Below are 21,432 nucleotides of genomic sequence, written 5' to 3'. Positions count from 1 at the left end.
GACCCTGAGATGTTGAATGATTTTATTGTTGCTGTCCGGTGTGGATTGCAACGATGTAAGTCGGACAGAAACGGGGGGGTACCGAAGCGGTCAAACGGGACAGACTGTAAATCTGTTGGCTCTGCCTTCGCAGGTTCGAATCCTGCTCCCCCCACTTTCTGCTCTTGGGCCTTGCTGGCTATCTTTTTTGCAAAGCAGTGTTTTGCGTTGAAGATGCGCCTTGAGGCCTGGTTGCGAAATTGCCTGTTTTCAGTTGAATGGTTGGAAATGGGCGGATGTCGATGTGGCGATGGGCTCGCTGCGCTGGTTTTTGGCTTCGAATTTTGGATTTGGGTCAAAAATGTGCGTTTGTCCATTGGTCAGCGGCGCGAATTTGTTACATTGTCCGGTCATTCGGAGTGGCAGACAGTTGCTGTTTCGGACAAGCGGGTGTAGCTCAATGGCAGAGCTCCAGCCTTCCAAGCTGGTGGTGAGGGTTCGATTCCCTCTACCCGCTCATTGTTTTTGCTTCTGAACGGACGTGAACTGGTATGAACTTGCTGCTGTAGCTCAGTGGTAGAGCACTTCCTTGGTAAGGAAGAGGTCATGGGTTCAAGTCCCATCAGTAGCTTTTAGTGTGGTCGGCTTTCGGGTCGATTTTTTTTCAGCTTGGTTGGTTAATTAGAGATAACAGGTAAATAGACGTATGGCCAAGGAAACTTTTGAGAGGACTAAACCTCACGTGAACGTTGGTACCATTGGGCATATTGACCATGGAAAGACGACCACGACCGCATCGATTCTTGCTGTTCAGGCTGCAAAAGGTCTGGCTGAAGCAAAAGAATATTCTGACATCGCGAAGGGTGGTACCGTTCGTGACGCCACCAAGACCGTTACGATTTCTGTTGCTCACGTTGAGTACGAAACTCCGAACCGTCACTACGCGCACATTGACTGCCCGGGTCACGCTGACTTTATCAAGAACATGATCACCGGTGCCGCCCAGATGGACGGTGCGATCCTTGTTGTTTCTGCTGCTGACGGCCCAATGCCTCAGACAAAAGAGCACGTTCTTCTTGCTCGTCAGGTTGATGTTCCTGCTCTCGTTGTTTTCCTGAACAAGTGTGACCTCGTTGATGACGAAGAGTTGCTTGAGCTTGTTGAGATGGAAGTTCGTGAGCTTTTGAGTAAGTATGATTTCGATGGCGACAATGTTCCGATCGTTCGTGGTTCTGCTCTTCCTGCATTGAACAATCCAGCGGATCCGGAAAAGAGTCAGTGTATCACTGACTTGATGGAAGCGATTGACTCGTATATTCCTGAGCCGGCTCGCGAAGAAGACAAGCCGTTTTTGATGGCGGTTGAGGATGTTTTCTCAATCGAAGGTCGCGGTACTGTTGCGACTGGTCGTGTTGAGCGTGGCGTTATCAATACTGGTGACGAAGTTGAGGTTATCGGTCTTGAAGCTGAGCCATTGAAAACAACCTGTACTGGTGTTGAGATGTTCCGCAAGATTCTGGATTCAGGTCGTGCTGGTGACAATGTTGGTTTGCTTCTTCGTGGTGTGAAGCGTGAAGACATTCGTCGTGGTCAAGTGATCGCCAAGCCGTCTTCGATTACTCCGCACTCGAAGTTTGAGGCGGAAATTTACTGCCTGAGCAAGGATGAGGGTGGTCGTCACACTCCATTCTTTAGTGGTTACCGTCCTCAGTTTTACTTCCGTACAACTGACGTGACTGGAACTGCAAACCTGATCGATGCTGAAATGTGCATGCCTGGCGATAATGTCAAGCTGACTATTGAGTTGCACAAGCCGATCGCGATGGACGACGGTAACCGCTTCGCGATTCGCGAAGGTGGTCGAACTGTTGGTTCTGGCGTTGTTACCAAGATTGTCGAATAGTTTTGGCTGGTGGTCGCGGTTGATGCGGCTTTCCATGCTGGGAAAAGATTTGGAAGCGGCGGGTGTTTGTAATGCTCGCCGCTTTCCAGCAGTTTGTGGCCTTGCTTTTCCGGTGGATGATGAATGTTGTCTGCGGGTGGGTTGGGCAGGCAGGTTGCTGGTTTGGAGGGGTGTAGCTCAATTGGTAGAGCACTGGTTTCCAAAACCAGCGGTTGCGGGTTCAAGTCCCTCCGCCCCTGCTTTGTTGTGATTTGCTGTGTTGGCGCGTTGTTGTGTCGGGCAGTCGATTGCTTTGCGTTGGCAGAACGCGGGCGTGTCTCGCGGAGTTGCTGGCATCGTCCGTTCAAGGGAATGTGCGGCCACGCGACGTCACTTTAGGTGGTGGAGCGGGAAGTAAAAGGTTCTTTTAATGAGTGCAACTGCAAATCAAAATAAGGCTGCGGCAAGCGGCGGGTCGGGTGGTCCTGGCTCGTTTATTCCGGAGTTGTTCCGGTTTGGCCTGTATAAGCCGGCTCAGGGTCGCATTGTGCGCCAGGCGACATTTTTCTCCGTTGCGTTGCTGGTTTGCCTCGCGATTTGGGAGCTGTATGCGTCGGGTTGGTTCAACTTTCTCAACGCCGCCGTTGCTGAGGGTGAAGTTGCGGGTCCGAATATCGCCAAGATGTTGTTTTCGTTCGTGCTTGCCGGAATCGGGATCTGGACTGCGTATCGGCTGGTTAACTTTCCGGTCTTTGCCGATTTCCTGATCGCGGTCGAAGCCGAAATGAACAAGGTTTCGTGGCCGACGCGAGATCAATTGTATCGCGCTTCGGTCGTTGTGATTTTTGTTATTTTCGCGATGGCCGTGCTGTTGTTCCTGTTCGATATTCTTTGGACGGCAGTGTTTGAGATGATCGGGATTCGTTACTCGGAATCGGATTCATGGTGGTCCAAGTTGCGTGGCTTCCTCGGGTTCTAGGTTGTGGCTTTGTTGCCATTGAAGTTGGATACAGTTTTAGTTTTTGGTCGTTGAGATGTCAGACGAAGAATCATTGCCAGAAGATGCTGAAGCGGCTACCGCTGTCGACGGAGCCGAGGAGTCGGTGACCGAAGATCAGGTTGCAGGCGATGTGGTTGGCGCGGCATCGGATGCGGCTCCAGAGCCAGAGCTTTCTCCTGAGGATCTGGAGTTTTCTGCTGACGAGATCATCACTGATGAGGATGGTGAAGACGACGAATGGGCTGACGATGACGAAGATGCTTCTCCGATCGAGGAGTTCGTCGAGCCGGTCAAGGAAGTGAAGGCTTCTGATCTGGAGATGAATTGGTATATCCTCAAGGTTCAGGTGAACCGCGAGAAGGGTATTTGCGAATCGCTCCGTCGAGCGGTTCGAATGGCTAATATGCAGGAGTTCTTTGGTGACATTCTTGTGCCAACCGAAGATGTCCGTGAGTTTACGAAGGCTGGTAAGCCAAAAATTACCAAGCGAAAGCTTTATCCGGGCTACATCGTTGTGAATATGGCGATTACGGATGAATCCTGGTTTTTGGTTCGTGACACATCTGGCATTGGTGACTTTGCCGGAGCCGCAGGTCGTCCGTCGCCGCTTTCGCAAGAAGAGATCGATCGAATTATCGCCGCGGCTCGTCCTCCCAAGGGTGAAGAGGGTGAAGAGCAGATCAAAACCACGATCCCGTTCAAGGTTGGCGACAGGGTTCGTGTGAAAGAAGGTTATTTCCAGAACTACGAAGGCGATGTGGCTTCAGTGGATGAGCGAAATGGCCGAATCGAAGTCATGATCAACATCTTCGGCCGTCCGAATCCGGTCGATATGGATCACTGGCACGTCGAGATGGTGAAGTAACGCTGGCTCGCTTTCGGCCACTCTTTTGCTGCCAGATTTCAGGCTTGCGGGGTCTGGTGGGGCACGGTTGCCGGAATTGCGCGGAATTCGGGCATAAATCAATAATTATCCAAAGTTCAACATTTTCAAAATTCGAAACCTGAGTATCTTATTGGCCTCACTCAAATGGCCGGAGAAGCGTCGGTTTGCGAAAAGCGGAATTAAATCATGGCAAAACAGGTTACAGGACAGGCGAAATTTCAGGTTCCTGGAGGTCAGGCGACCCCGGCACCGCCCGTTGGTACGTCGCTCGGTAAGTTTGGTATCAATCTTGGGCAGTTCGTTCAGCAGTTCAATGACCGAACAAAAGAGTTTAATGGAACGCCGATTCCAGTTGTTGTTACCGTTTACAACGATCGCTCGTTTGAGTTTGAAACCAAGAGCCCTCCTGCTGCAGCGTTGTTGAAGTTGGCTTGCGGGATCGCCAAAGGCTCAGGTGTTCCCAATCGTGACAAAGTCGCCAAGGTGACTCGGGCTCAATTGGAAGACATTGTGAACAAGAAGATGAAAGACCTTAATGCGACCGAAATGGATAACGCCGTTCGGATGATCGAAGGCACGGCTCGTAGTATGGGCATCGAAGTCGAAGGCTAGGTAAGGCAGTTTGCGCGGCTCGGCTGAGCGACTTATTTGAATCAACTAAATGCGATCCGGTTCGCCGGAGGTTTGTGAAATGGCAAAACAATCGAAACGATACAAGGCGTTGGCGGAAAAGGTCAGCGAGGATCCTGTCGCCCTCTCGGAGGCGGTCAAGTTGGTCAAGTCTTTTGACACGACCAAGTTTGATCAGACTGTTGAGATTCATTTGAATCTCGGCATCGATCCGAAGCAGGCGGATCAGATCGTTCGTGGTTCTCTTGTGCTGCCAAACGGCATCGGTAAGACCCAGCGAATTCTTGTGTTTGCGAAAGATGCTGCGGCCAAGGCTGCGGAAGAGGCTGGTGCGGATTTCGTCGGGCAGGAAGATCTTGCGTCAAAGGTTTCTGACGGCTGGCTTGATTTCGATGTTTGCATCGCGTCGCCTGACATGATGGGTGTCGTTGGCCGACTCGGTCGCGTGCTTGGTCCGCGTAACTTGATGCCTTCGCCGCGTGCGGGCACGGTTACTCCGGATGTTGCGACGGCTGTCAAGGAATACAAGGCGGGTAAGGTTGAATTCCGCAACGACAATGGCGGTAATGTGCACGCGGTTGTCGGTAAGTTGAGTTTCGATGAGGCGAAGCTTGAGGAAAATGTTGCTGCGTTCCTGCAGTACATCGAGTCGCTCAAGCCCGTCTCGACCAAGGGCACTTATGTCAAGTCAGTGTGTCTGACTGCTGCGATGAGTCCTGGTGTTCGCGTCGTCGCGTAGCTGTAACAAAACAAACGTTGAAAAGTTTTTGGAAGCGATTCCATGAGTAAATTTGTAAAAGACATGTTGACCAAAGATCTCTCCAATCGCCTTGAGGGTGTTGAGGATTGCGTGGTCGCTAATGTGATTGGAATTGATTCCAACACGACAACTGCTCTTCGTGCTCGATTGCGCGAAAAAGGCATCAGCTTGATGGTCGTTAAGAATTCACTGGCTCGTCGCGCTACCGAGGGGACCTCGCTAGGGCCGGCTTTTGAGGGTTTGACTGGCAATGCGGCCGTTGTTTGGGGGGCGTCTGATTTTGTCTCGCTGGTCAAGGAAGTGACTGCGTTGGACAAGCAGGATGCTGAGCTTGAGCACTTCAAGGCGCTTGGTGGCGTCATGGATGGCGAGAAGTTGACTCCCGAGAAGGTTGCTGAGATTAGCAAGTGGCCTTCCCGTGAAGAGCAGCTTGCCACTCTGGTTGGTCAGATTCTTGGCCCTGGGTCTCAGCTTGTGTCGCAGATCGTTGGTCCTGGTTCCCAGCTTGCTGGTCAGGTTAAGTCGATCGCCGACAAGGAAGAGTAAAAAAATACATGGGTGCCGTCCCACCAGTGACCCTTTTGGTGTCGCCCAATCGGCAACAAACTTCATCAATGGCCCTGTAAGCCAAAATTAGTCTTCGAAAGCTGGCGAGCAATTACCTCGTGCAAGCCGGCAAATTTTTGAAAGGTAGAGGAATGTCAGAAGAGACAGCAACAATTGAATATTCGGCTGAATCCAAAGAGCTTGGCGATAAGATCGCTGAATTGACTCTGAAGCAAGCCAAGGAGCTGAGTGAGTACCTCAAGAACGAGCATCAAATCGAGGCTGCAGCTGGCGGCGCCGTAATGGTTGCTGGTGGCGGCGGTGGCGGCGGCGGTGAAGAAGCTGCTGAAGCTCAGACTGAGTGGGACGTCATTCTCACTGGCTTTGGCGACAAGAAGCTTGATGTCGTTAAGGTCGTCAAGACAATCACTGGTGCTTCTTTGATGGAAGCCAAGAAGATGGTTGAGTCTTGCCCTGCGACCCTTAAGGAAGGCGCTTCGAAAGAAGATTGCGATGACATTAAGGAAAAAGTCGAAGGCGCTGGTGGTAGCATCGAACTCAAGTAGTTCGGCAGCTTCCCCTTGCAGCTTGTTTGGAATTTGACGTTTCCGTTTGACGCGGTGCGTTGGTTTTCGGGCAATGTTGTACCGAAGGCTATTGATGCGTACAGAAAATGACGGATAGGAGCGAGTTTGGTCCTGTCCGTCCTTTTTGTTTCGGTGTTGCCGGTCGCGCCTGTTTTTGGCAGATTTTTTGTGGCGATGACAGCATTCGAGGGTTTGGTGTCATTTTTTTGGCAAAAAAGCCGAGTTTTTGTAGAATTGGCCAAGCTGTGATGTTTCCGGGGTTGTGAAAATCCGTGATTCGTCTGAAACTGTTGACCTGTTGGTTTGAGCAATGTGGTCGCAGGGAAGCTTTCGTCGGTTGGTGCCCGATTTCTTTCGTTTCGCCGTGTCAGTTTTTAACTGCGTTACCGGTGTAGTGTTTGAGAGTCTTCAAGACCATATAATATTTTATTCGCCGAACAATATCGATGGTTCGCCCTCATCGTTCGTTCGTGCAGAACTCATTCAGGAACCGCATGCGTTCAATTCGCACGCCTGGACAATGTGAATTCCAGACCTGTAGCAACGTCTTGCGCAGGTGGTTTGTTTCTTCAGTACCGGTGTGGACATGCGTCTGCACTTACGCCCTGACAATTTGATTCGGAGATTTTGCGCTTATGGCAACCCCAGTAGAGCGAAGGTTACGCCCAAAAAGTGTTCGGAAGTTTGGTAGCGGACGCGATTACCAATTGCCGCCAGATCTGACCAAGATCCAGACAGAAAGCTTCAGGGCTTTGCTTCAGGAGGACGTCGATCCGGAAAAGAGGAAAGATCAGGGCATCGAAAGTGTGCTGCGTGAGATTTTTCCGATTCAAAGCTATGACAAAAAACTCTCGCTCAGCTATGTGCGATACGAGCTTGGGAAGCCGCGCTATACGCCGGAAGAATGTCGACAGTTGCGTCTGACTTACGGCCAGCCCTTTCGCGTCTGGTTGCGTCTTGAAAAAGAGCAGCCGGTTGAGGAGGAAGTTTTCCTCGGCGATATTCCGATCATGATGGGTGGCGGTGAGTTTATCATCAACGGTGCAGAACGCGTCGTTGTGAGTCAGCTTCACCGTTCGCCTGGTATCGACTTCGTGATGGCTTCGGATACGACTTCGGATCGTAAGCTTGCCAGCTGCCGCGTCATTCCTGAGCGTGGAAGTTGGATCGAAGTAAACGTCACCAAGAAAGACTTGATGACCGTCCGTATCGACCAGAGCGGGAAGTTCTCTGCGTTGACATTGCTTCGCGCGATGGATCCAAAGTACAGCGAAGATTCAGACATCATCCGTGCGTTCTACGAAACGATGAAAGTCAAAGTCGTCGACGGTCGCAGTGCGGCCAAGCTGGAGAACAAGGTTGCGGTTGATGATATCGTCTACCCCGCCGGTTCGAATAAGGCTGGTGAGATTATCGTCGAGTGCGGTCGCAAGATCACTAAAGAGAACGCTGAGCTGATTTGTACTGCCGGTGTCAAAACTGCAGAGATCATGGACGCTCCAAAATCGCCTCTGATCTTCAACTCTTTGATCGATGATGCGACTTCTTCTCACGAAGAAGCGTTGTTGCGTATCTACCAGCGTCTCCGTCCGGGTAACCCTGCGGCCCTTGAAAAAGCTCGAACGTTGTTCAACGAGAAGTTCTTCGATTCGAACCGATACCGTCTTGGTAAGGTCGGTCGCTTCCGCATCAACCGTAAGCTCAATCTCGGCGTTAGCGAAAAAGAGATGACGCTTCGTCCAGACGATATCCTGGCTTCAATCAAGTACATCCTTGAGCTTTCGACTCCTGGTGGTGACGCGATGGTCGACGATATTGACCACTTGGGTAATCGCCGTCTGCGAACGATCGATGAGCTCGCTTGTGACGAAATGCGAAAGGGCTTCCTGAAGCTTCGCCGTACCGTTCAGGAGCGGATGAGCCAAAAGGAAGTTGATGACATGACGCCGCGGAGTCTTGTGAATCCGAAGAGTGTTTCGGCTTCAATCGATTACTTCTTCGGTCGTGGTGAGCTTTCGCAGGTCGTTGACCAGACGAATCCACTGTCACAGTTGGCTCACGAGCGTCGTCTATCGGCTCTTGGTCCTGGTGGTTTGAACCGTAAGCGTGCGGGCTTCGAAGTTCGTGACGTTCACATTTCTCACTACGGTAGAATTTGTCCGATTGAAACGCCAGAAGGCACGAATATTGGTTTGATTTCCAGTCTGGCCATTTGTGCGACTGTGGATGATTACGGGTTCTTGGTGACGCCATATACGGTTGTTACTAAAGGTAAAGTGACTGACGAGATTCGTTGGTTGCGTGCAGACGAAGAATCCGAATCTCGCGTCGTGCCTTGCGATACGCCGATTGATGGCGCTGGAGGAATTATTCCGAACAAGTCTCTTGGCGGAAACATCCTTGCTCGTTTTCATGCTGACTTCGAGTTGACTGATCCGACGGAAGTTCAGTACATGGACGTAGCTCCCGCCCAGATGGTTGGAGTTTCGGCCAGCTTGATTCCGTTCCTTGAGCATGACGATGCGAACCGCGCCCTGATGGGGTCGAACATGCAACGCCAGGCCGTTCCGCTGTTGGTGGCTGAGCCTCCGATTGTTGGTACTGGTATGGAGCGTCATGTTGCGGTCAACAGTTCGATGGTGATTAAGGCGCGTCGTGCCGGCAAGGTTTCGTTCGTGGACGCAACGCGAATTGAAATCGGCAACGATGTTTATCCGTTGAAAAAATACGTTGGCCTCAACGAACGAACGTGTAACAACCAGAAGCCATTGGTTATGCCAGGCCAGAAGGTTGAAAAAGGCGAAGTGATCGCTGACGGTGCGGCGACGTTTGAGGGCGAATTGGCTCTCGGTCGCAACGTGCTTGTTGGTTTCATGTCGTTTGACGGTTGCAACTTTGAAGATGCGATCATCATTAGCGAAGAGCTCGTTCAGAACGATACTTACACTTCGATTCACATCGAAGAGTTCGACGTCGAAGTTCGCGAAACCAAGCTGGGTCGTGAAGAGTTCACTCGCGATATTCCAAACGTCAGCGAGAAAGCACTTCGCAATCTTGACGAATCTGGAATCGTTCGCGTCGGTACTTACGTGAAGCCTGGCGACATTCTTGTCGGTAAGGTTTCGCCGAAATCGAAAACTGAGCTGACTCCGGAAGAGAAACTTCTCCACGCGATCTTTGGTCGTGCGGGTGAAGACGTGAAGAACGATTCGCTTGAGGTGTCTTCGGGCATTGAAGGAATCATTATCGACACGCAGCGATTCTCTCGCCGTATGAGCCTGTCTGAAGAAGAGCGAAAAGTCTTCGAGCAGGATCTTAAGGCCGCGGAAGCTGACGGCAACGAAGCCGTGGCTCGCGTGTTCGGCAACATGGTTGAGGAAATGGAAAAGGTCCTCGGCAAAACATTGACCGATCAGGACGACACTCCTCTGGTTCGTAACCAGGATCCAAAGTTTATCGCTGAGAAAGCAAACGCTTTCCGCATGCAGACTTACGTTGGTGACATCAGCAGCGAAGACAAGGTCAAGCAGTTGAAGGCGATTTATTCGGAGCACTGGCCGGACATCGAGAAAGCCATTGATATTCGCGATCGCAAGGTCAACAGCATGAAGCGTGGCGACGAGCTCCGCAGCGGCGTGCTGCAGATGGTCAAGGTTTACATTGCGACCAAGCGAACGATTTCCGTTGGCGACAAAATGGCTGGTCGACACGGTAACAAGGGTGTGATCTCCAAGATCCTTCCTGTCGAAGACATGCCGTTCCTTGAAGATGGAACTCCGGTTCAGATCATGCTTAACCCGCTGGGTGTACCTTCGCGTATGAACGTGGGGCAGATCCTTGAAACTCACCTCGGGTGGGCTGGTTCGAAGCTTGGATTTCAGGCGTTGACTCCTGTCTTCGATGGTGCATCCGAGAAAGACATCAATGAGGCGTTGGCTGAAGCTGGCTTGCCGGCTCATGGAAAGCACACGTTGATCGACGGACGCACGGGACAGCCTTGCGGTCAGGAAACCACGGTTGGCTACATCTACATGTTGAAGCTGCATCACTTGGTCGATGACAAGGTTCACGCTCGTAGCACAGGTCCATACTCGCTCATTACGCAACAGCCACTTGGCGGTAAAGCTCGCTTCGGCGGTCAGCGTTTCGGCGAGATGGAAGTTTGGGCTCTCGAAGCATACGGAGCCGCTTACATCCTTCAGGAATTGCTGACGGTGAAATCGGACGATGTCGAAGGCCGAACCAAAATCTACGAATCGATGGTCAAGGGCGAGAACACGCTCGAAGCCGGCACACCAGCCAGTTTCGACGTTTTGACCAACGAGATTCGCGGGCTGGCGTTGAATATGCAGCTCGAAAAACGACGAGGCGGTTAACCACCGTCACCTCGGTGGCATAGGGCAGCAAGACCGTGTTCGCGTGTCTTGCATGTCCGTGGGCATAGAAGCCTGTGCCACCAACAGCGCGTCCCAAACAAAACATTCAGACACCTTATAACTTGTGGAGCTTGTGAATATGGCAACTGCCGAGAGCACCTACGATCGCATTAACGACTACGCTTCCGTGAAGATTTCACTGGCGCGTCCACACGACATTCGCAGCTGGTCGATGGGCGAAGTCAAGAAGCCCGAGACAATTAACTATCGAACGTACCGACCTGAAAAAGACGGTTTGTTCTGCGAACGAATTTTTGGACCTGAGAAGGACTGGGAATGTGCCTGCGGTAAGTATCGCGGCATGAAATACAAAGGCATGATTTGTGATCGCTGTGGCGTTAAAGTCACACACTCACGGGTTCGCCGTAAGCGTATGGGCCATATCGAGTTGGCGGCACCAGTTGTTCATATCTGGTTCTTTAAAGCGATGCCTTCGCGGCTTGGTAACTTGCTGGCGATGAAGACCAGTAGCCTTGAGAAAGTAATCTACTTTCAGGATTACGTGGTTACCGATCCAGGAACGACAGATCTTGAAAAGCAGCAATTGCTGACCGAAGAAGAGTACAAGGCTGCCAAAGCGGAATACGGCGATGGCGCTTTCAAAGCCGGCATGGGTGCTGAAGCCGTTCGCGATTTGCTGAACGATCTTGATTTGGTCATGTTGTCTGATCAGCTCCGTGTGGACCTGGCTGAAACTGGCTCCAAGCAGAAACGCAAAGATTTTACAAACCGGCTGAAGATCGTCGAAGCGATTCGCGATTCAGATAACAAGCCTGAGTGGATGGTTCTGGATGTGATCCCAGTCATTCCTCCGGACCTTCGCCCGCTGGTTCTGCTCGACAGCGGAAACTTCGCGACAAGCGACTTGAATGACCTCTATCGTCGTATCATCAACCGCAACAATCGTCTGCGTAAGCTTGTCGATTTGAATGCTCCGGAAGTTATCATCCGCAACGAGAAGCGTATGCTTCAGCAGTCGGTTGACGCTCTATTCGACAACAACCGCTGTAAGCGACCGGTTCTCGGTTCAAGCAACCGTCCGCTCAAATCTTTGACCGACATGATCAAAGGTAAGCAGGGACGTTTCCGCGAAAACCTGCTCGGTAAGCGTGTTGATTACTCGGCTCGTTCGGTAATCGTTGTCGGTTCACGACTGAAGCTTCACCAGTGTGGTCTTCCAAAGAAGATCGCTTTGGAATTGTTCCAGCCATTCATTATTCGCCGCCTTAAAGAGATGGGTCATGCGGACACCATCAAAAGCGCGAAAAAGATGCTCGAACGTAAGGACGAAGAGGTGTGGGATATCCTTGAGCAGGTGATTCGCAATCACCCTGTCCTGCTCAACCGTGCCCCTACCCTGCACCGTATGGGTATCCAGGCATTCGAGCCAACGCTCGTTGAAGGTAACGCGATCCACTTGCATCCATTGGTTTGCAAAGGATTCAACGCTGACTTCGATGGTGACCAGATGGCGGTTCACTTGCCGCTTTCGATCGAAGCTCAAGTCGAAGCTCACACGTTGATGCTTTCGACGAACAATATTTTCGCTCCGTCGAACGGTCGTCCGATCATGAGTCCTTCTCAGGACACGGTGATGGGCTGCTACTACATCTCTTTGGTTCTGCCGAATCAAAAAGGTGAAGGAATGATCTTCTCATCTCTCGACGAAGCAGATACGGCGTTTAACCAGGGAATCATTTCGATGCACGCGAAGATCAAGGTCCGCCTTGATAAAGATCGTGGAGTCCGACTCAGTGAAGAAGAACGTCTTCCAAGTCAGATCATTGAAACTTCTTACGGTCGTGTCATGTTCAACATGATGCTCCCGACGGGAATGGATTTCTACAATCATGAAATGAAGAGTAGCGACCTCGCGACGGTTGTTGCGGACGCGTATCAGCAGCTTGGTCGTCGCGCGACGATCGACTTGCTCGACGATATGAATCAACTTGGTTTCCGCGAAAGTACACGAAGCGGTCTGTCGTTCGCGACGGACGACCTTGTGACTCCGGATACGAAGTCGAAAATTGTCGCCGACGCGGAGAAGGAAGTTCTTAAACTTTCGAAGCACTACGATCGTGGTGTGATCACCGGCAAAGAACGTTACAACCAGGTTCTCGAAATCTGGACGCATGCTCGTGAGGCGATTACGAAGCAAATGATGGACGCCATGAAGGCGGATGATCGTGGCGGTGAAGGCTACGTGAACCCGGTATACCTGATGGCTCACTCTGGTGCTCGTGGTGGTACGGCTCAGATTTCTCAGCTGGCCGGTATGCGTGGTCTGATGGCCAAACCTTCTGGTGAGATTATCGAAACGCCGATTAAGGCGAACTTCCGCGAAGGCCTGACGGTTCTGGAATACTTCTCGTCAACTCACGGTGCTCGTAAAGGTTTGGCCGATACGGCTTTGAAGACAGCTGACTCGGGTTACCTGACTCGAAAGCTTGCCGACGTTGCACAAAACGTTGTCGTCACGATGGAAGACTGCGGTACGACCCGCGGTATCTCCAAAGGTGTGATTTATCGTGGTGAGCAAGTCGAAGTTCGTATTTCGACAGCTCTTCGTGGTCGCGTTTCGCGTCAGAACATCGTGAACCCGGTAACGGACGAAGTCGTTGTTGCTGAATCGCAGATGATCACACCAGATATCGCTCGCAAGATCGAAGAGATGGGCCTTGAGAAAATTCAGGTTCGCAGCCCGATGACTTGTGATGCACCGCTTGGTGTTTGCCGACGCTGTTACGGAATGGACATGTCGACCGGTGACATGGTCGAAGAAGGCATGGCGGTCGGTATCATCGCGGCTCAGAGTATTGGTGAGCCTGGTACTCAGTTGACGATGCGTACGTTCCACATCGGTGGTGTTGCGATGACGTCAACCGAAAAGAACGAAGAGAAATGTAAGAAGGCCGGTACGATCAAGTACATGCGTATGCGTCACGTCGTGAACGACAAAGGCGAAAGCGTTGTGCTCAATCGGAATGCTGAGATTGCGATCCTTGACCATCGCGGTCGTGACCTTGAGTCGTACGCGATTCCTGCCGGTGCGATGTTGCTGGTTGAGGAAGGTGCCGAAGTCAAAGAAGGCGCTGTCCTCTGTCGTTGGAATCCGTTTGCGGCTCCAGTACTTTCCGAAGTCGCTGGTAAAGTTCGCTTCGAAGATGTCATCGAAGGCGAAACGATGCAGGCCGAACAAGAGGCTTCCGGTACGATTCGTCGAACGATCATCGACTTCAAAGGTGACTTGCATCCGCAAATCGTCATCGAAGACGCTGAAGGCAAGCCGCTCGATGTTTACTACCTGTCTGAGCAAGCCAACATTCTTGTCGACGAAGGCCAAACGATCTCGACAGGTACGGCACTGGCCGAAACACCTCGTGAAGCGTCCGGAATTTCCGACATTACGGGTGGTCTGCCTCGTGTTACCGAGATCTTTGAAGCTCGTAAGCCAAAGGATCCATCAGTTCTCGCGGAGATCGATGGCATCGTGTCTCTTGGAGACAAGAAACGCGGCAAGCGTACGCTCATCGTGACCAACGAAGAGAGCGAAATGGAAGCGGAACACATGATTCCGCCTGGAAAGCGTTTGCTGGTTCAATCTGGCGATCGTTTGACCGCCGGACAGCAGCTCGTCGAAGGTCCGCTGGTTCCTCACGACATTCTCCGCGTCTCTGGCGAAGAAGCCGTTCAGGATTACCTGACTCATGAGATTCAGCAGGTTTACCGCAGCCAGCGTGTAGAAATCAATGACAAGCACATTGAAGTCATCATCGCTCGCATGCTTCGTAAAGTGAAAATCGAAACGGCTGGCGATACTGATCTTCTGCCGGGTCTGATTTGCGATCGTTTTGACTTCCAGCAAGTCAATGCGAACACGGCCAAGTGCCTGCGGATCACTGATCCTGGCGAGAGCGATTTTGCCAAGGGTCAAATCGTGCCGAAAGTCGTCATCGAAGAAACCAACGCCCGCATTGAAACTCTCGGTGGCAAGCCGTGTAAGGGAACCAAGACCAAGCCCGCGACCAGCAGCACGCAGTTGCTCGGTATCACCAAGGCTTCGGTCCAGAGTTCCAGTTTCATCTCGGCGGCGTCGTTCCAGGAAACAACAAAGGTGCTTACCGAAGCGGCTCTTTCTGGAAAGGTCGACAACCTTGTCGGTCTGAAGGAAAACGTCATCCTCGGTCACCTGATTCCTGCCGGTACAGGATTCCAGTCGTTCCAGAACTCGGACGTTCAGTACAACATGGAAGCGATGGAAGCAGCTGCAGCCAAGCCTCAGGCAACGCTCGAAAGCAGTTTCCCGTTGCTCGAAGATGGTGCTACGCCTGACGCAGGCGGTGGAGCAACTGCTCCTCCAGTCGTCGATGGTTCCAACGACCTGATGGCTGCGATGGCCGGCACAGATGCGATGAACCAACTGGGAGCAGAGTTCGGCGTCGAGGCAAATGCTGGCGTCGTTCAGGATACTCCGGCGGCCGCTCCGGCTCCGGCACGTGCTCCGACTGGCGGCGATGATCTGACGATGATTGAAGGTATCGGACCGAAAATCGCTGACGTCCTTCGCAGCTCTGGAATCGCAAGCTTCACCATGCTGTCTGTCACCAGCCCGGATCGAATCCGTGAGTTGTTGGCCGAAGAAGGTGGCAGTTTCGTCAATCACGATCCAACGACATGGCCCGACCAGGCTCAGTTGGCTTCCAACGGCGAATGGGACAAGCTTCGTGCTTGGCAAGATGTATTGGTCGGCGGTCGCGAGCCGGGTGCAGAATCAATTGCTCCTGCCGAAGCAACACCTGTCGTCGAAGAACCTGCTGCTCCAGCGGACGATCTGACAAAGATCGAAGGCATCGGGCCAAAGATTGGCGAGGCTCTCAACAATGCGGGCGTAACTTCGTTTGCTCAAATGGCTTCGATGTCATCGCAGGATATCAAGGACATTCTGACCAACTCCGATGGCACGTTTGGCAACCACGACTCGACAACCTGGCCGCAGCAAGCCGCGATGGCCGCTGAAGGGAAATGGGACGAGCTAAACCAATGGCAGGACGAACTGGATGGCGGAAAAGTCGTGACTCCAACAGAGCCCGACGACCTCACCAAAGTCGAAGGCGTTGGCCCGAAAGTCTGCGAGCTTCTGATCGCTGGCGGCATCCCGACGTTCCAGAAACTGTCAGAAGCCTCCGTTGACTCGATCAAGGAAATCTTGGCCGCTGAAGGCGGAATGATTGCCACGATGGACCCAACGACCTGGCCTCAACAAGCCGCGCTGGCTGCTGCCGGCGAGTGGGAAAAACTCCAGGCTTGGCAAGACGAACTCGACGGCGGCAAGCTGTAGAGTTTGAACGATAAAGAAATGCCGGCTTTCAATTCCTGTAGTTGAAAGCCGGTTTTTTTACGCGCTGTTGGCATTCATCGTGTCCTGACGGCGTTGATGGGCCTTGAGGCATTTCGTGCTTTTGCGACCAACGGAAGACGGTTACAACAATCCTCAGATTCGAGAATGGTCCCAAGATTTACGACTCGGCGACGAATTGCCTGAACATTACTCAGAGTCAGGGTTCTCCTTCAGGAGTCGCAAATGCAAGTCCATCACCAGATCTTCCAGTCCTCGTATCGTTTTTGGAATGATCTTTGTAACGAAGCCGCGCAGTTTGCTTCCCAAATTCCGCCCGAACTACTGATCAATATCACACATAGTTGCGATCATCAAAAAGGCGTCGTGGTCGTGTGGTACCACTGGCCAACGAACGAGAAACCCATCTAGTGTGGTAGCATGGTCCGGAATGTTTACTCCGGCATGACGACCATGAATAAAGAATCCAACGCAGATCTTGAGAATAGGCGACCGATCAAATCGCGAGGCATGAAGCTGTTTCAGTTTTTGGCACAGCGTCTGGCAGCCTCCTCCGTCACGCCAAACATGATCAGCTGTAGCAGCATCGCATTCGGAGCATTGGCCGGAGCTTCGATGGCCGCGACGACATGGGTTGAAGCCACGTTGCTTCATGGTTTTCTTTGGTTGGTTGCCGCTGCAATGATCCAGGGAAGATTGATTGCGAATCTGCTTGACGGGATGGTTGCCGTTGAAGGAGGCAAAGCCACCGTCACTGGCGAGTTGTACAACGAAGTTCCTGATCGAATCTCCGACACATTCATTTTCGTCGGGGCCGGCTTTGCCTGCGTTGGCGTTACTTCGCTCGGCTGGGCTGCAGCGGTGGTCGCCGTTTTTGTTGCCTACACTCGAGCCATCGGAGTCAGCGTCGGCGCGGGTCAGGTTTTTGCCGGACCCATGGCCAAGCCACAGCGAATGGCCTTGATGACGGTCGTTTCTGTCGTTTTGTCCGCATTGACGTTCCTCGATGCTGACCAACAGTTACAGTCCTGGATTTTGAATGGCGCTCTTGCGATCATTGTCCTGTTCGGATTGGTGACTGCGATTCGAAGACTGACTATCATCGGTCGCGCGATGCAGCAAAACTCCCGATCGCAATCCTGACCCACGCCCATTCCATTTTACATGTCTGAACCGAGGTGACCTGGCTTGTTACTGGCACTTGAACTTCTGCCTCACCTTTCTGTCGAGGTCCTGCAAACCTTCGGCGGACTCTTTGTGCTGCTCGCGATCAGTTCGGTGATTGTCTGGTTGAAGAATCAGCGGCGGTTTGACTTTTCCGACGAACTTACGGCCAGGACCGTGACGTGGTGGGGAATCGTGCTGTGTCTGTTCGTAGCAATCGTCGCTTCGAAACTCACCGCGATCATACTGTTGGGCGTCATCAGTTTTTTCGCAATGCGAGAGTACTTCCATCTGGTATCGGTGCGCGAAAGTGACAAACCGGTGCTGATCTGGGCTCTGCTATCCGTTCCGGTTCAATTCTATTGGGTCAGCATCGGCTGGATCGGAATGTTTCTCGTATTCATTCCGGTTTACATGTTCATCCTCTTACCAACCAGGATTGTTCTTGGCGGCAACACGGATGGATTTGTGAAAGCCGTCGGAGCCATTCAGTGGGGCTTGATGACGACGGTGTTCAGTCTGTCACACGCAGCGATGTTGGTGACCATGCCGCTGAGCGAAACTCCACATGTTGATCCGGTTTGGTTTTCCGAATCCGCCCGTCTCGGATACGGGCCCGCATTGCTGGTCCTGTTGCTGGTACTGACTCAGTTAAACGATATTGCGCAGTTTTGTTGGGGCAAGGCGTTAGGCAGGAGGAAAATCTTGCCCTCAGTGAGCCCGGGAAAAACGGTTGTCGGAATGGTCGGCGGCGTGTGCACAACGGTCGTGATTGCCGGAATCGTCGGGCCGTGGCTGACCGTGTTTGACCTTCCCCGCGCGTTGATGGCGGGCTTGATTGTGGGGCTCGCAGGCTTCGGCGGCGACGTCTGTATCTCAGCGATCAAACGTGACCTTGGAGTCAAAGACTCAGGCAGTTTCCTGCCGGGACACGGAGGTCTGTTGGATCGGCTTGATAGTCTGACGTTTGCCGCGCCATTGTTCTTTCACTTCACCTATTACTTCTACGGTTAAGAACCGTTCGTGACGGCAAAGGCCAGCATTCAGACTGCCGGGACGTCGTCCATTTCCCGCAGCGCTGATAGATAGAGTAATCGCTTGCTGTGATCGGAATGTTTGGCCTGTCGTTTTGCTGCGGCGCGGATTACATCGCGTCGGCTGATCTGACCGACGATTCTTCCATCGCGTAAAACGGGAAGCCGTCGGCTGGGAGTAATCAAAAAGAAGTTTGCGATCGAGATCAGCTGAGTGTTTTCGCTTACGGTATCGGGATCCTTGTCCATGAAAGCCTGTACCTGATTCGTTGGCAGGCCTTCGTAAGCCGCATCGACCAAAACTTGCATGCAGCATTTTTCAGAAAAAACACCCAGTAGCTGATCTTGGTCGTCGACGACAGGAGCTCCTGAAATCCGGTTTTTGACCAGTATTTCGATTGCCTTGAACACATCCGTCTCTGGCCTCAGTTTCACCAGCCGCGTCACCATGATGTCCGATGCGACCATGTTAGAAATTTCGTGAGTCATTGGTCTCTCCAATTCAATTGCAGAATTTTAAACGCCTCTTTGTCCAGTTTCTCATTCTAGTTTTCAGCCCCATGCTTCTCGCAGCCTCAGGCGCGATTCTATGGCCATTGCATCGGCATTCAAGCAAATTCTGACGCATCGCACCGGTTTAAGGTGACCGTGAAAATTTTCACGAACAAGTCCCGGTAAAACGAATTGTTTTTGAGATGTGTTTTTGGAATAACTGATACCACTTCAGGGCACTCTGGTTCGATCGTAGCGATCGCTGCGAAATCCAGAATTCGGAACTAAAGGATGCCGATTGAGAAAAACGGAGCAGTCTCTTGCCACGACGGACATCATGCGCGAACTTACGTTTTCATTTACGCTGCTGGTTAGCTCCTTCCTGCTGTTTTTAGTTCAGCCAATGATCGGCCGAATGATCCTGCCGTCGCTTGGCGGCACCCCTGCGGTTTGGAACGGTTGTGTCCTCTTTTTTCAGGCTGTGCTGTTGGCAGGATACGCTTGGGCTCACTATGGTCCGCCCAAAATGGGAGTCCGGAATCACCTCATTGGTCACCTGACGATTCTTGCGCTCGTCTGCTTTTTGTTACCGATGCATCTGGTTGAAGACTGGGCAGTTCCAACGGACTCCAACCCAATCGGCTGGCTGGTCGGTCAGTTGGCGGTCTGCGTTGGGTTGCCGTTTTTTATCATCAGTAGCAGTGCTCCGTTACTTCAGCGTTGGTTCGGTCTGTCGTCCGGCAACGATGGCTCGGAGCCCTGGTTCCTGTACGCAGTAAGCAACATCGGTTCGTTGGCTGCGCTGATCAGCTATCCGTTTTTGGTTGAGCGGTATCTTGGGCTCACTGCGCAAGGATGGTTTTGGACCGGAGGATTCATGTTGCTGGCGGTCCTGTTTATCGCCTGTGGTTGGATCACGCTATCGAAGACTGATTTAACCTCACTGGAACGTACCCCTACGACGGTGAAGGCGCGATCGTTGCCGTGGAAGAATCGCCTTCGCTACATCGCCCTCGCAGCGATCCCGTCGAGTCTGATGTTGGGCGTGACGACGGTTGTGTCGACGGAGGTTGGCTCCTTTCCGCTCATGTGGAGTATCCCACTGGCGCTGTACTTGCTGACTTTCATATTTGTGTTTTCAAACCGCAATCCAATTCCTCACGGGACGCTGATTTTCATTCTGCCGGGAATGTTGCTGTTGATGCCGTTGATTTCGCTGATCGATCCTGGCGAAAACCCACTGTTGATGATCTTCATTCACTTTTCAATTTTCTTTGTCGTGGCGATGGTTTGCCACGGTGAACTCAATCGACTCAAACCATCTGTAGAACAACTTACTGAGTTCTATTTGATGATGAGCATCGGTGGTGTTGTTGGCGGAGCAGTTAATTCGCTGATCGCCCCCAACCTGTTCAACAGCATCCTCGAATATCCCCTGATGCTTGTCGCTGCATGTCTGGTACTGCCGGCGAGAAAGGCACTCAATGGCAATGCGGATTCCGACGGTGCCAATGTAGACTGGTTTCAGGAGTATGTCGGCATCAAGCCACTGTTGGTGGCGGCGTCACTTGCGTTTTCGTGGTTTCTGTTCGAGTCAGTAGCGTTGCCGCCAGCCTTTCGAACGGTGATCGGATTTGGAGTTCCGGCAGTGATTTGTCTGTCGATGGTTGAAGCTCCCAGGAAGTTCGCGGTTGGCTATGCGATTCTGGCTTTAGCCTGTCCGATGATTATGGATATTCGCGACGTCGTGACGCGTGAGCGAGGGTTCTTTGGAGTCAACGAAATCGCGATCGACGACAAAGGCAAATTTATCATGTTGGTTAACGGAAGAACGCTTCACGGAATGCAGCGTCTGGACCAGAACGAAAATCCGGAAGCGTTAACTTACTATCATCTTGATGGGCCGATTGGTGATGTGTTTCGGTTATATGGAGACCGCTGCAATCGCATTGCCGCGGTTGGTTTGGGCGTCGGTTCGCTTGCGGCGTACGCGACCGAAGACCAGGATTTTGACTTTTATGAAATCGATCCGGTCGTCTATCAGTTCGCATCGAACAAACAGTACTTCTCCTATCTCAGTTCCGCGAAAGACAGTGGGGCGAACGTCAACGTCGTGCTCGGCGACGCCAGAATTCAGTTGGATTTGTTACGCCGCCGCATCGCGGGGCAACACGAGCCCGTGAGGGGGTCTGCGTTTCATCCGGCTTCCTATCGTCGGACGAAATCGGAGAAGTATCAGATGATGGTTATGGATGCGTTCGGCAGCGACGCTGTGCCATTGCATCTGCTGACCGAAGAAGCAATCCAGCTCTATCTTGATTTGCTGGAAGACGATGGCTTGTTGGTGTTTCATGTTTCAAGCAAGTTCATTGACTTCGCTCCGATCGGCGCCGGGATTTCGGAACGATTTAAGCTTGCTGCCGCGATGCGAATCGACTTGCCAGACCAGGCAACGATCGACGAAACAGGTCGAACGGCCAGCTTCTACATGGTGATGTCGAAGGACGCTGAGGTCGTGGAAAAGTTCATGCAAACCGGCAACGGTTGGCAATCCATCGCTTCGGATCGAAAGCTAGTCTGGACAGATGAACACACCAACGTGCTCGATGTGATTCGCTGGTAAACGCCTTTCGCGTTGCCGCTGCATTACTGCGAATTGCCAAAAAGAACTTGTCGCAAC

Annotated in this window: 13 protein-coding genes and 4 tRNA genes; 16 read left to right on the top strand and 1 reads right to left on the bottom strand. The window is 52.2% G+C overall.

What is annotated here, in order from left to right; all coding sequences use genetic code 11:
- The first annotated feature begins 72 nt into the window (after positions 1-72).
- The 15 genes from MFFC18_RS18565 to MFFC18_RS18495 all read left to right on the top strand — a co-directional run bounded on the left by MFFC18_RS18565 (position 73) and on the right by MFFC18_RS18495 (position 18,240).
- Positions 73-154, top strand: a tRNA-Tyr gene (locus tag MFFC18_RS18565).
- A gap of 271 nt (positions 155-425) precedes the next feature.
- A tRNA-Gly gene (locus MFFC18_RS18560) sits at positions 426-496 on the top strand.
- Between the two features lie 42 nt (positions 497-538).
- A tRNA-Thr gene (locus MFFC18_RS18555) sits at positions 539-610 on the top strand.
- Between the two features lie 75 nt (positions 611-685).
- Positions 686-1,882, top strand: coding sequence for an elongation factor Tu (gene tuf / locus MFFC18_RS18550; RefSeq protein WP_075082429.1), 1,197 nt, complete (start codon positions 686-688; stop codon positions 1,880-1,882).
- 166 nt (positions 1,883-2,048) lie between these two features.
- Positions 2,049-2,121 (top strand) — tRNA-Trp (locus tag MFFC18_RS18545).
- Positions 2,122-2,291: 170 nt separating this feature from the next.
- Entirely contained in the window at positions 2,292-2,840 is a 549-nt protein-coding gene (secE, locus tag MFFC18_RS18540; protein ID WP_075082430.1) for a preprotein translocase subunit SecE, read from the top strand.
- 55 nt (positions 2,841-2,895) lie between these two features.
- Positions 2,896-3,726: a transcription termination/antitermination protein NusG gene (gene nusG, locus MFFC18_RS18535; RefSeq protein WP_084416800.1), complete on the top strand. Its 831-nt coding sequence runs from the start codon at positions 2,896-2,898 to the stop codon at positions 3,724-3,726.
- A gap of 207 nt (positions 3,727-3,933) precedes the next feature.
- The gene (gene rplK / locus MFFC18_RS18530) at positions 3,934-4,359 is read left to right on the top strand and encodes a 50S ribosomal protein L11 (RefSeq protein WP_075082431.1); all 426 of its coding nucleotides are present in this window, start codon (positions 3,934-3,936) and stop codon (positions 4,357-4,359) included.
- Between the two features lie 79 nt (positions 4,360-4,438).
- Entirely contained in the window at positions 4,439-5,116 is a 678-nt protein-coding gene (gene rplA, locus MFFC18_RS18525; RefSeq protein WP_075082518.1) for a 50S ribosomal protein L1, read from the top strand.
- 42 nt (positions 5,117-5,158) lie between these two features.
- The gene (gene rplJ, locus MFFC18_RS18520) at positions 5,159-5,683 is read left to right on the top strand and encodes a 50S ribosomal protein L10 (RefSeq protein ID WP_075082432.1); all 525 of its coding nucleotides are present in this window, start codon (positions 5,159-5,161) and stop codon (positions 5,681-5,683) included.
- 152 nt (positions 5,684-5,835) lie between these two features.
- Positions 5,836-6,249: a 50S ribosomal protein L7/L12 gene (gene rplL, locus MFFC18_RS18515; RefSeq protein ID WP_075082433.1), complete on the top strand. Its 414-nt coding sequence runs from the start codon at positions 5,836-5,838 to the stop codon at positions 6,247-6,249.
- A 656-nt stretch (positions 6,250-6,905) separates the two neighbouring features.
- Positions 6,906-10,646, top strand: coding sequence for a DNA-directed RNA polymerase subunit beta (gene rpoB / locus MFFC18_RS18510; protein WP_075082434.1), 3,741 nt, complete (start codon positions 6,906-6,908; stop codon positions 10,644-10,646).
- Positions 10,647-10,785: 139 nt separating this feature from the next.
- Positions 10,786-16,044, top strand: a complete 5,259-nt coding sequence (gene rpoC, locus MFFC18_RS18505; RefSeq protein ID WP_084416801.1) for a DNA-directed RNA polymerase subunit beta' — start codon at positions 10,786-10,788, stop codon at positions 16,042-16,044.
- Between the two features lie 471 nt (positions 16,045-16,515).
- Positions 16,516-17,205, top strand: a complete 690-nt coding sequence (locus tag MFFC18_RS18500; RefSeq protein ID WP_075082519.1) for a CDP-alcohol phosphatidyltransferase family protein — start codon at positions 16,516-16,518, stop codon at positions 17,203-17,205.
- 45 nt (positions 17,206-17,250) lie between these two features.
- Entirely contained in the window at positions 17,251-18,240 is a 990-nt protein-coding gene (locus MFFC18_RS18495; protein WP_202907490.1) for a phosphatidate cytidylyltransferase, read from the top strand.
- Positions 18,241-18,269: 29 nt separating this feature from the next.
- Here the strand turns inward: MFFC18_RS18495 and MFFC18_RS18490 are convergent, their stop codons facing one another.
- On the bottom strand, positions 18,270-18,749 hold the full coding sequence (locus MFFC18_RS18490; RefSeq protein WP_084416803.1) for a CBS domain-containing protein: 480 nt from the start codon (positions 18,747-18,749) through the stop codon (positions 18,270-18,272).
- A gap of 301 nt (positions 18,750-19,050) precedes the next feature.
- Between MFFC18_RS18490 and MFFC18_RS18485 the strand changes: the two genes are divergently transcribed.
- Entirely contained in the window at positions 19,051-21,375 is a 2,325-nt protein-coding gene (locus MFFC18_RS18485; RefSeq protein ID WP_075082436.1) for a hypothetical protein, read from the top strand.
- Positions 21,376-21,432 lie beyond the last annotated feature (57 nt).

It is taken from the genome of Mariniblastus fucicola, assembly GCF_008087665.1.
Classification (GTDB): Bacteria; Planctomycetota; Planctomycetia; order Pirellulales; family Pirellulaceae; genus Mariniblastus; species Mariniblastus fucicola.
The sequence above is the reverse complement of the archived record's forward strand: the minus strand, read 5'-3'. Positions and strand labels throughout refer to the sequence as shown.

Coding starts and splice junctions, on each gene's coding strand:
- rplK (WP_075082431.1), top strand. CDS start 3,934: ATGGCAAAACAGGTTACAGGACAGGCGAAATTTCAGGTTCCTGGAGGT.
- tuf (WP_075082429.1), top strand. CDS start 686: ATGGCCAAGGAAACTTTTGAGAGGACTAAACCTCACGTGAACGTTGGT.
- MFFC18_RS18500 (WP_075082519.1), top strand. CDS start 16,516: ATGAATAAAGAATCCAACGCAGATCTTGAGAATAGGCGACCGATCAAA.
- rpoB (WP_075082434.1), top strand. CDS start 6,906: ATGGCAACCCCAGTAGAGCGAAGGTTACGCCCAAAAAGTGTTCGGAAG.
- rplA (WP_075082518.1), top strand. CDS start 4,439: ATGGCAAAACAATCGAAACGATACAAGGCGTTGGCGGAAAAGGTCAGC.
- MFFC18_RS18490 (WP_084416803.1), bottom strand. CDS start 18,749: ATGACTCACGAAATTTCTAACATGGTCGCATCGGACATCATGGTGACG.
- rpoC (WP_084416801.1), top strand. CDS start 10,786: ATGGCAACTGCCGAGAGCACCTACGATCGCATTAACGACTACGCTTCC.
- nusG (WP_084416800.1), top strand. CDS start 2,896: ATGTCAGACGAAGAATCATTGCCAGAAGATGCTGAAGCGGCTACCGCT.
- rplJ (WP_075082432.1), top strand. CDS start 5,159: ATGAGTAAATTTGTAAAAGACATGTTGACCAAAGATCTCTCCAATCGC.
- rplL (WP_075082433.1), top strand. CDS start 5,836: ATGTCAGAAGAGACAGCAACAATTGAATATTCGGCTGAATCCAAAGAG.
- secE (WP_075082430.1), top strand. CDS start 2,292: ATGAGTGCAACTGCAAATCAAAATAAGGCTGCGGCAAGCGGCGGGTCG.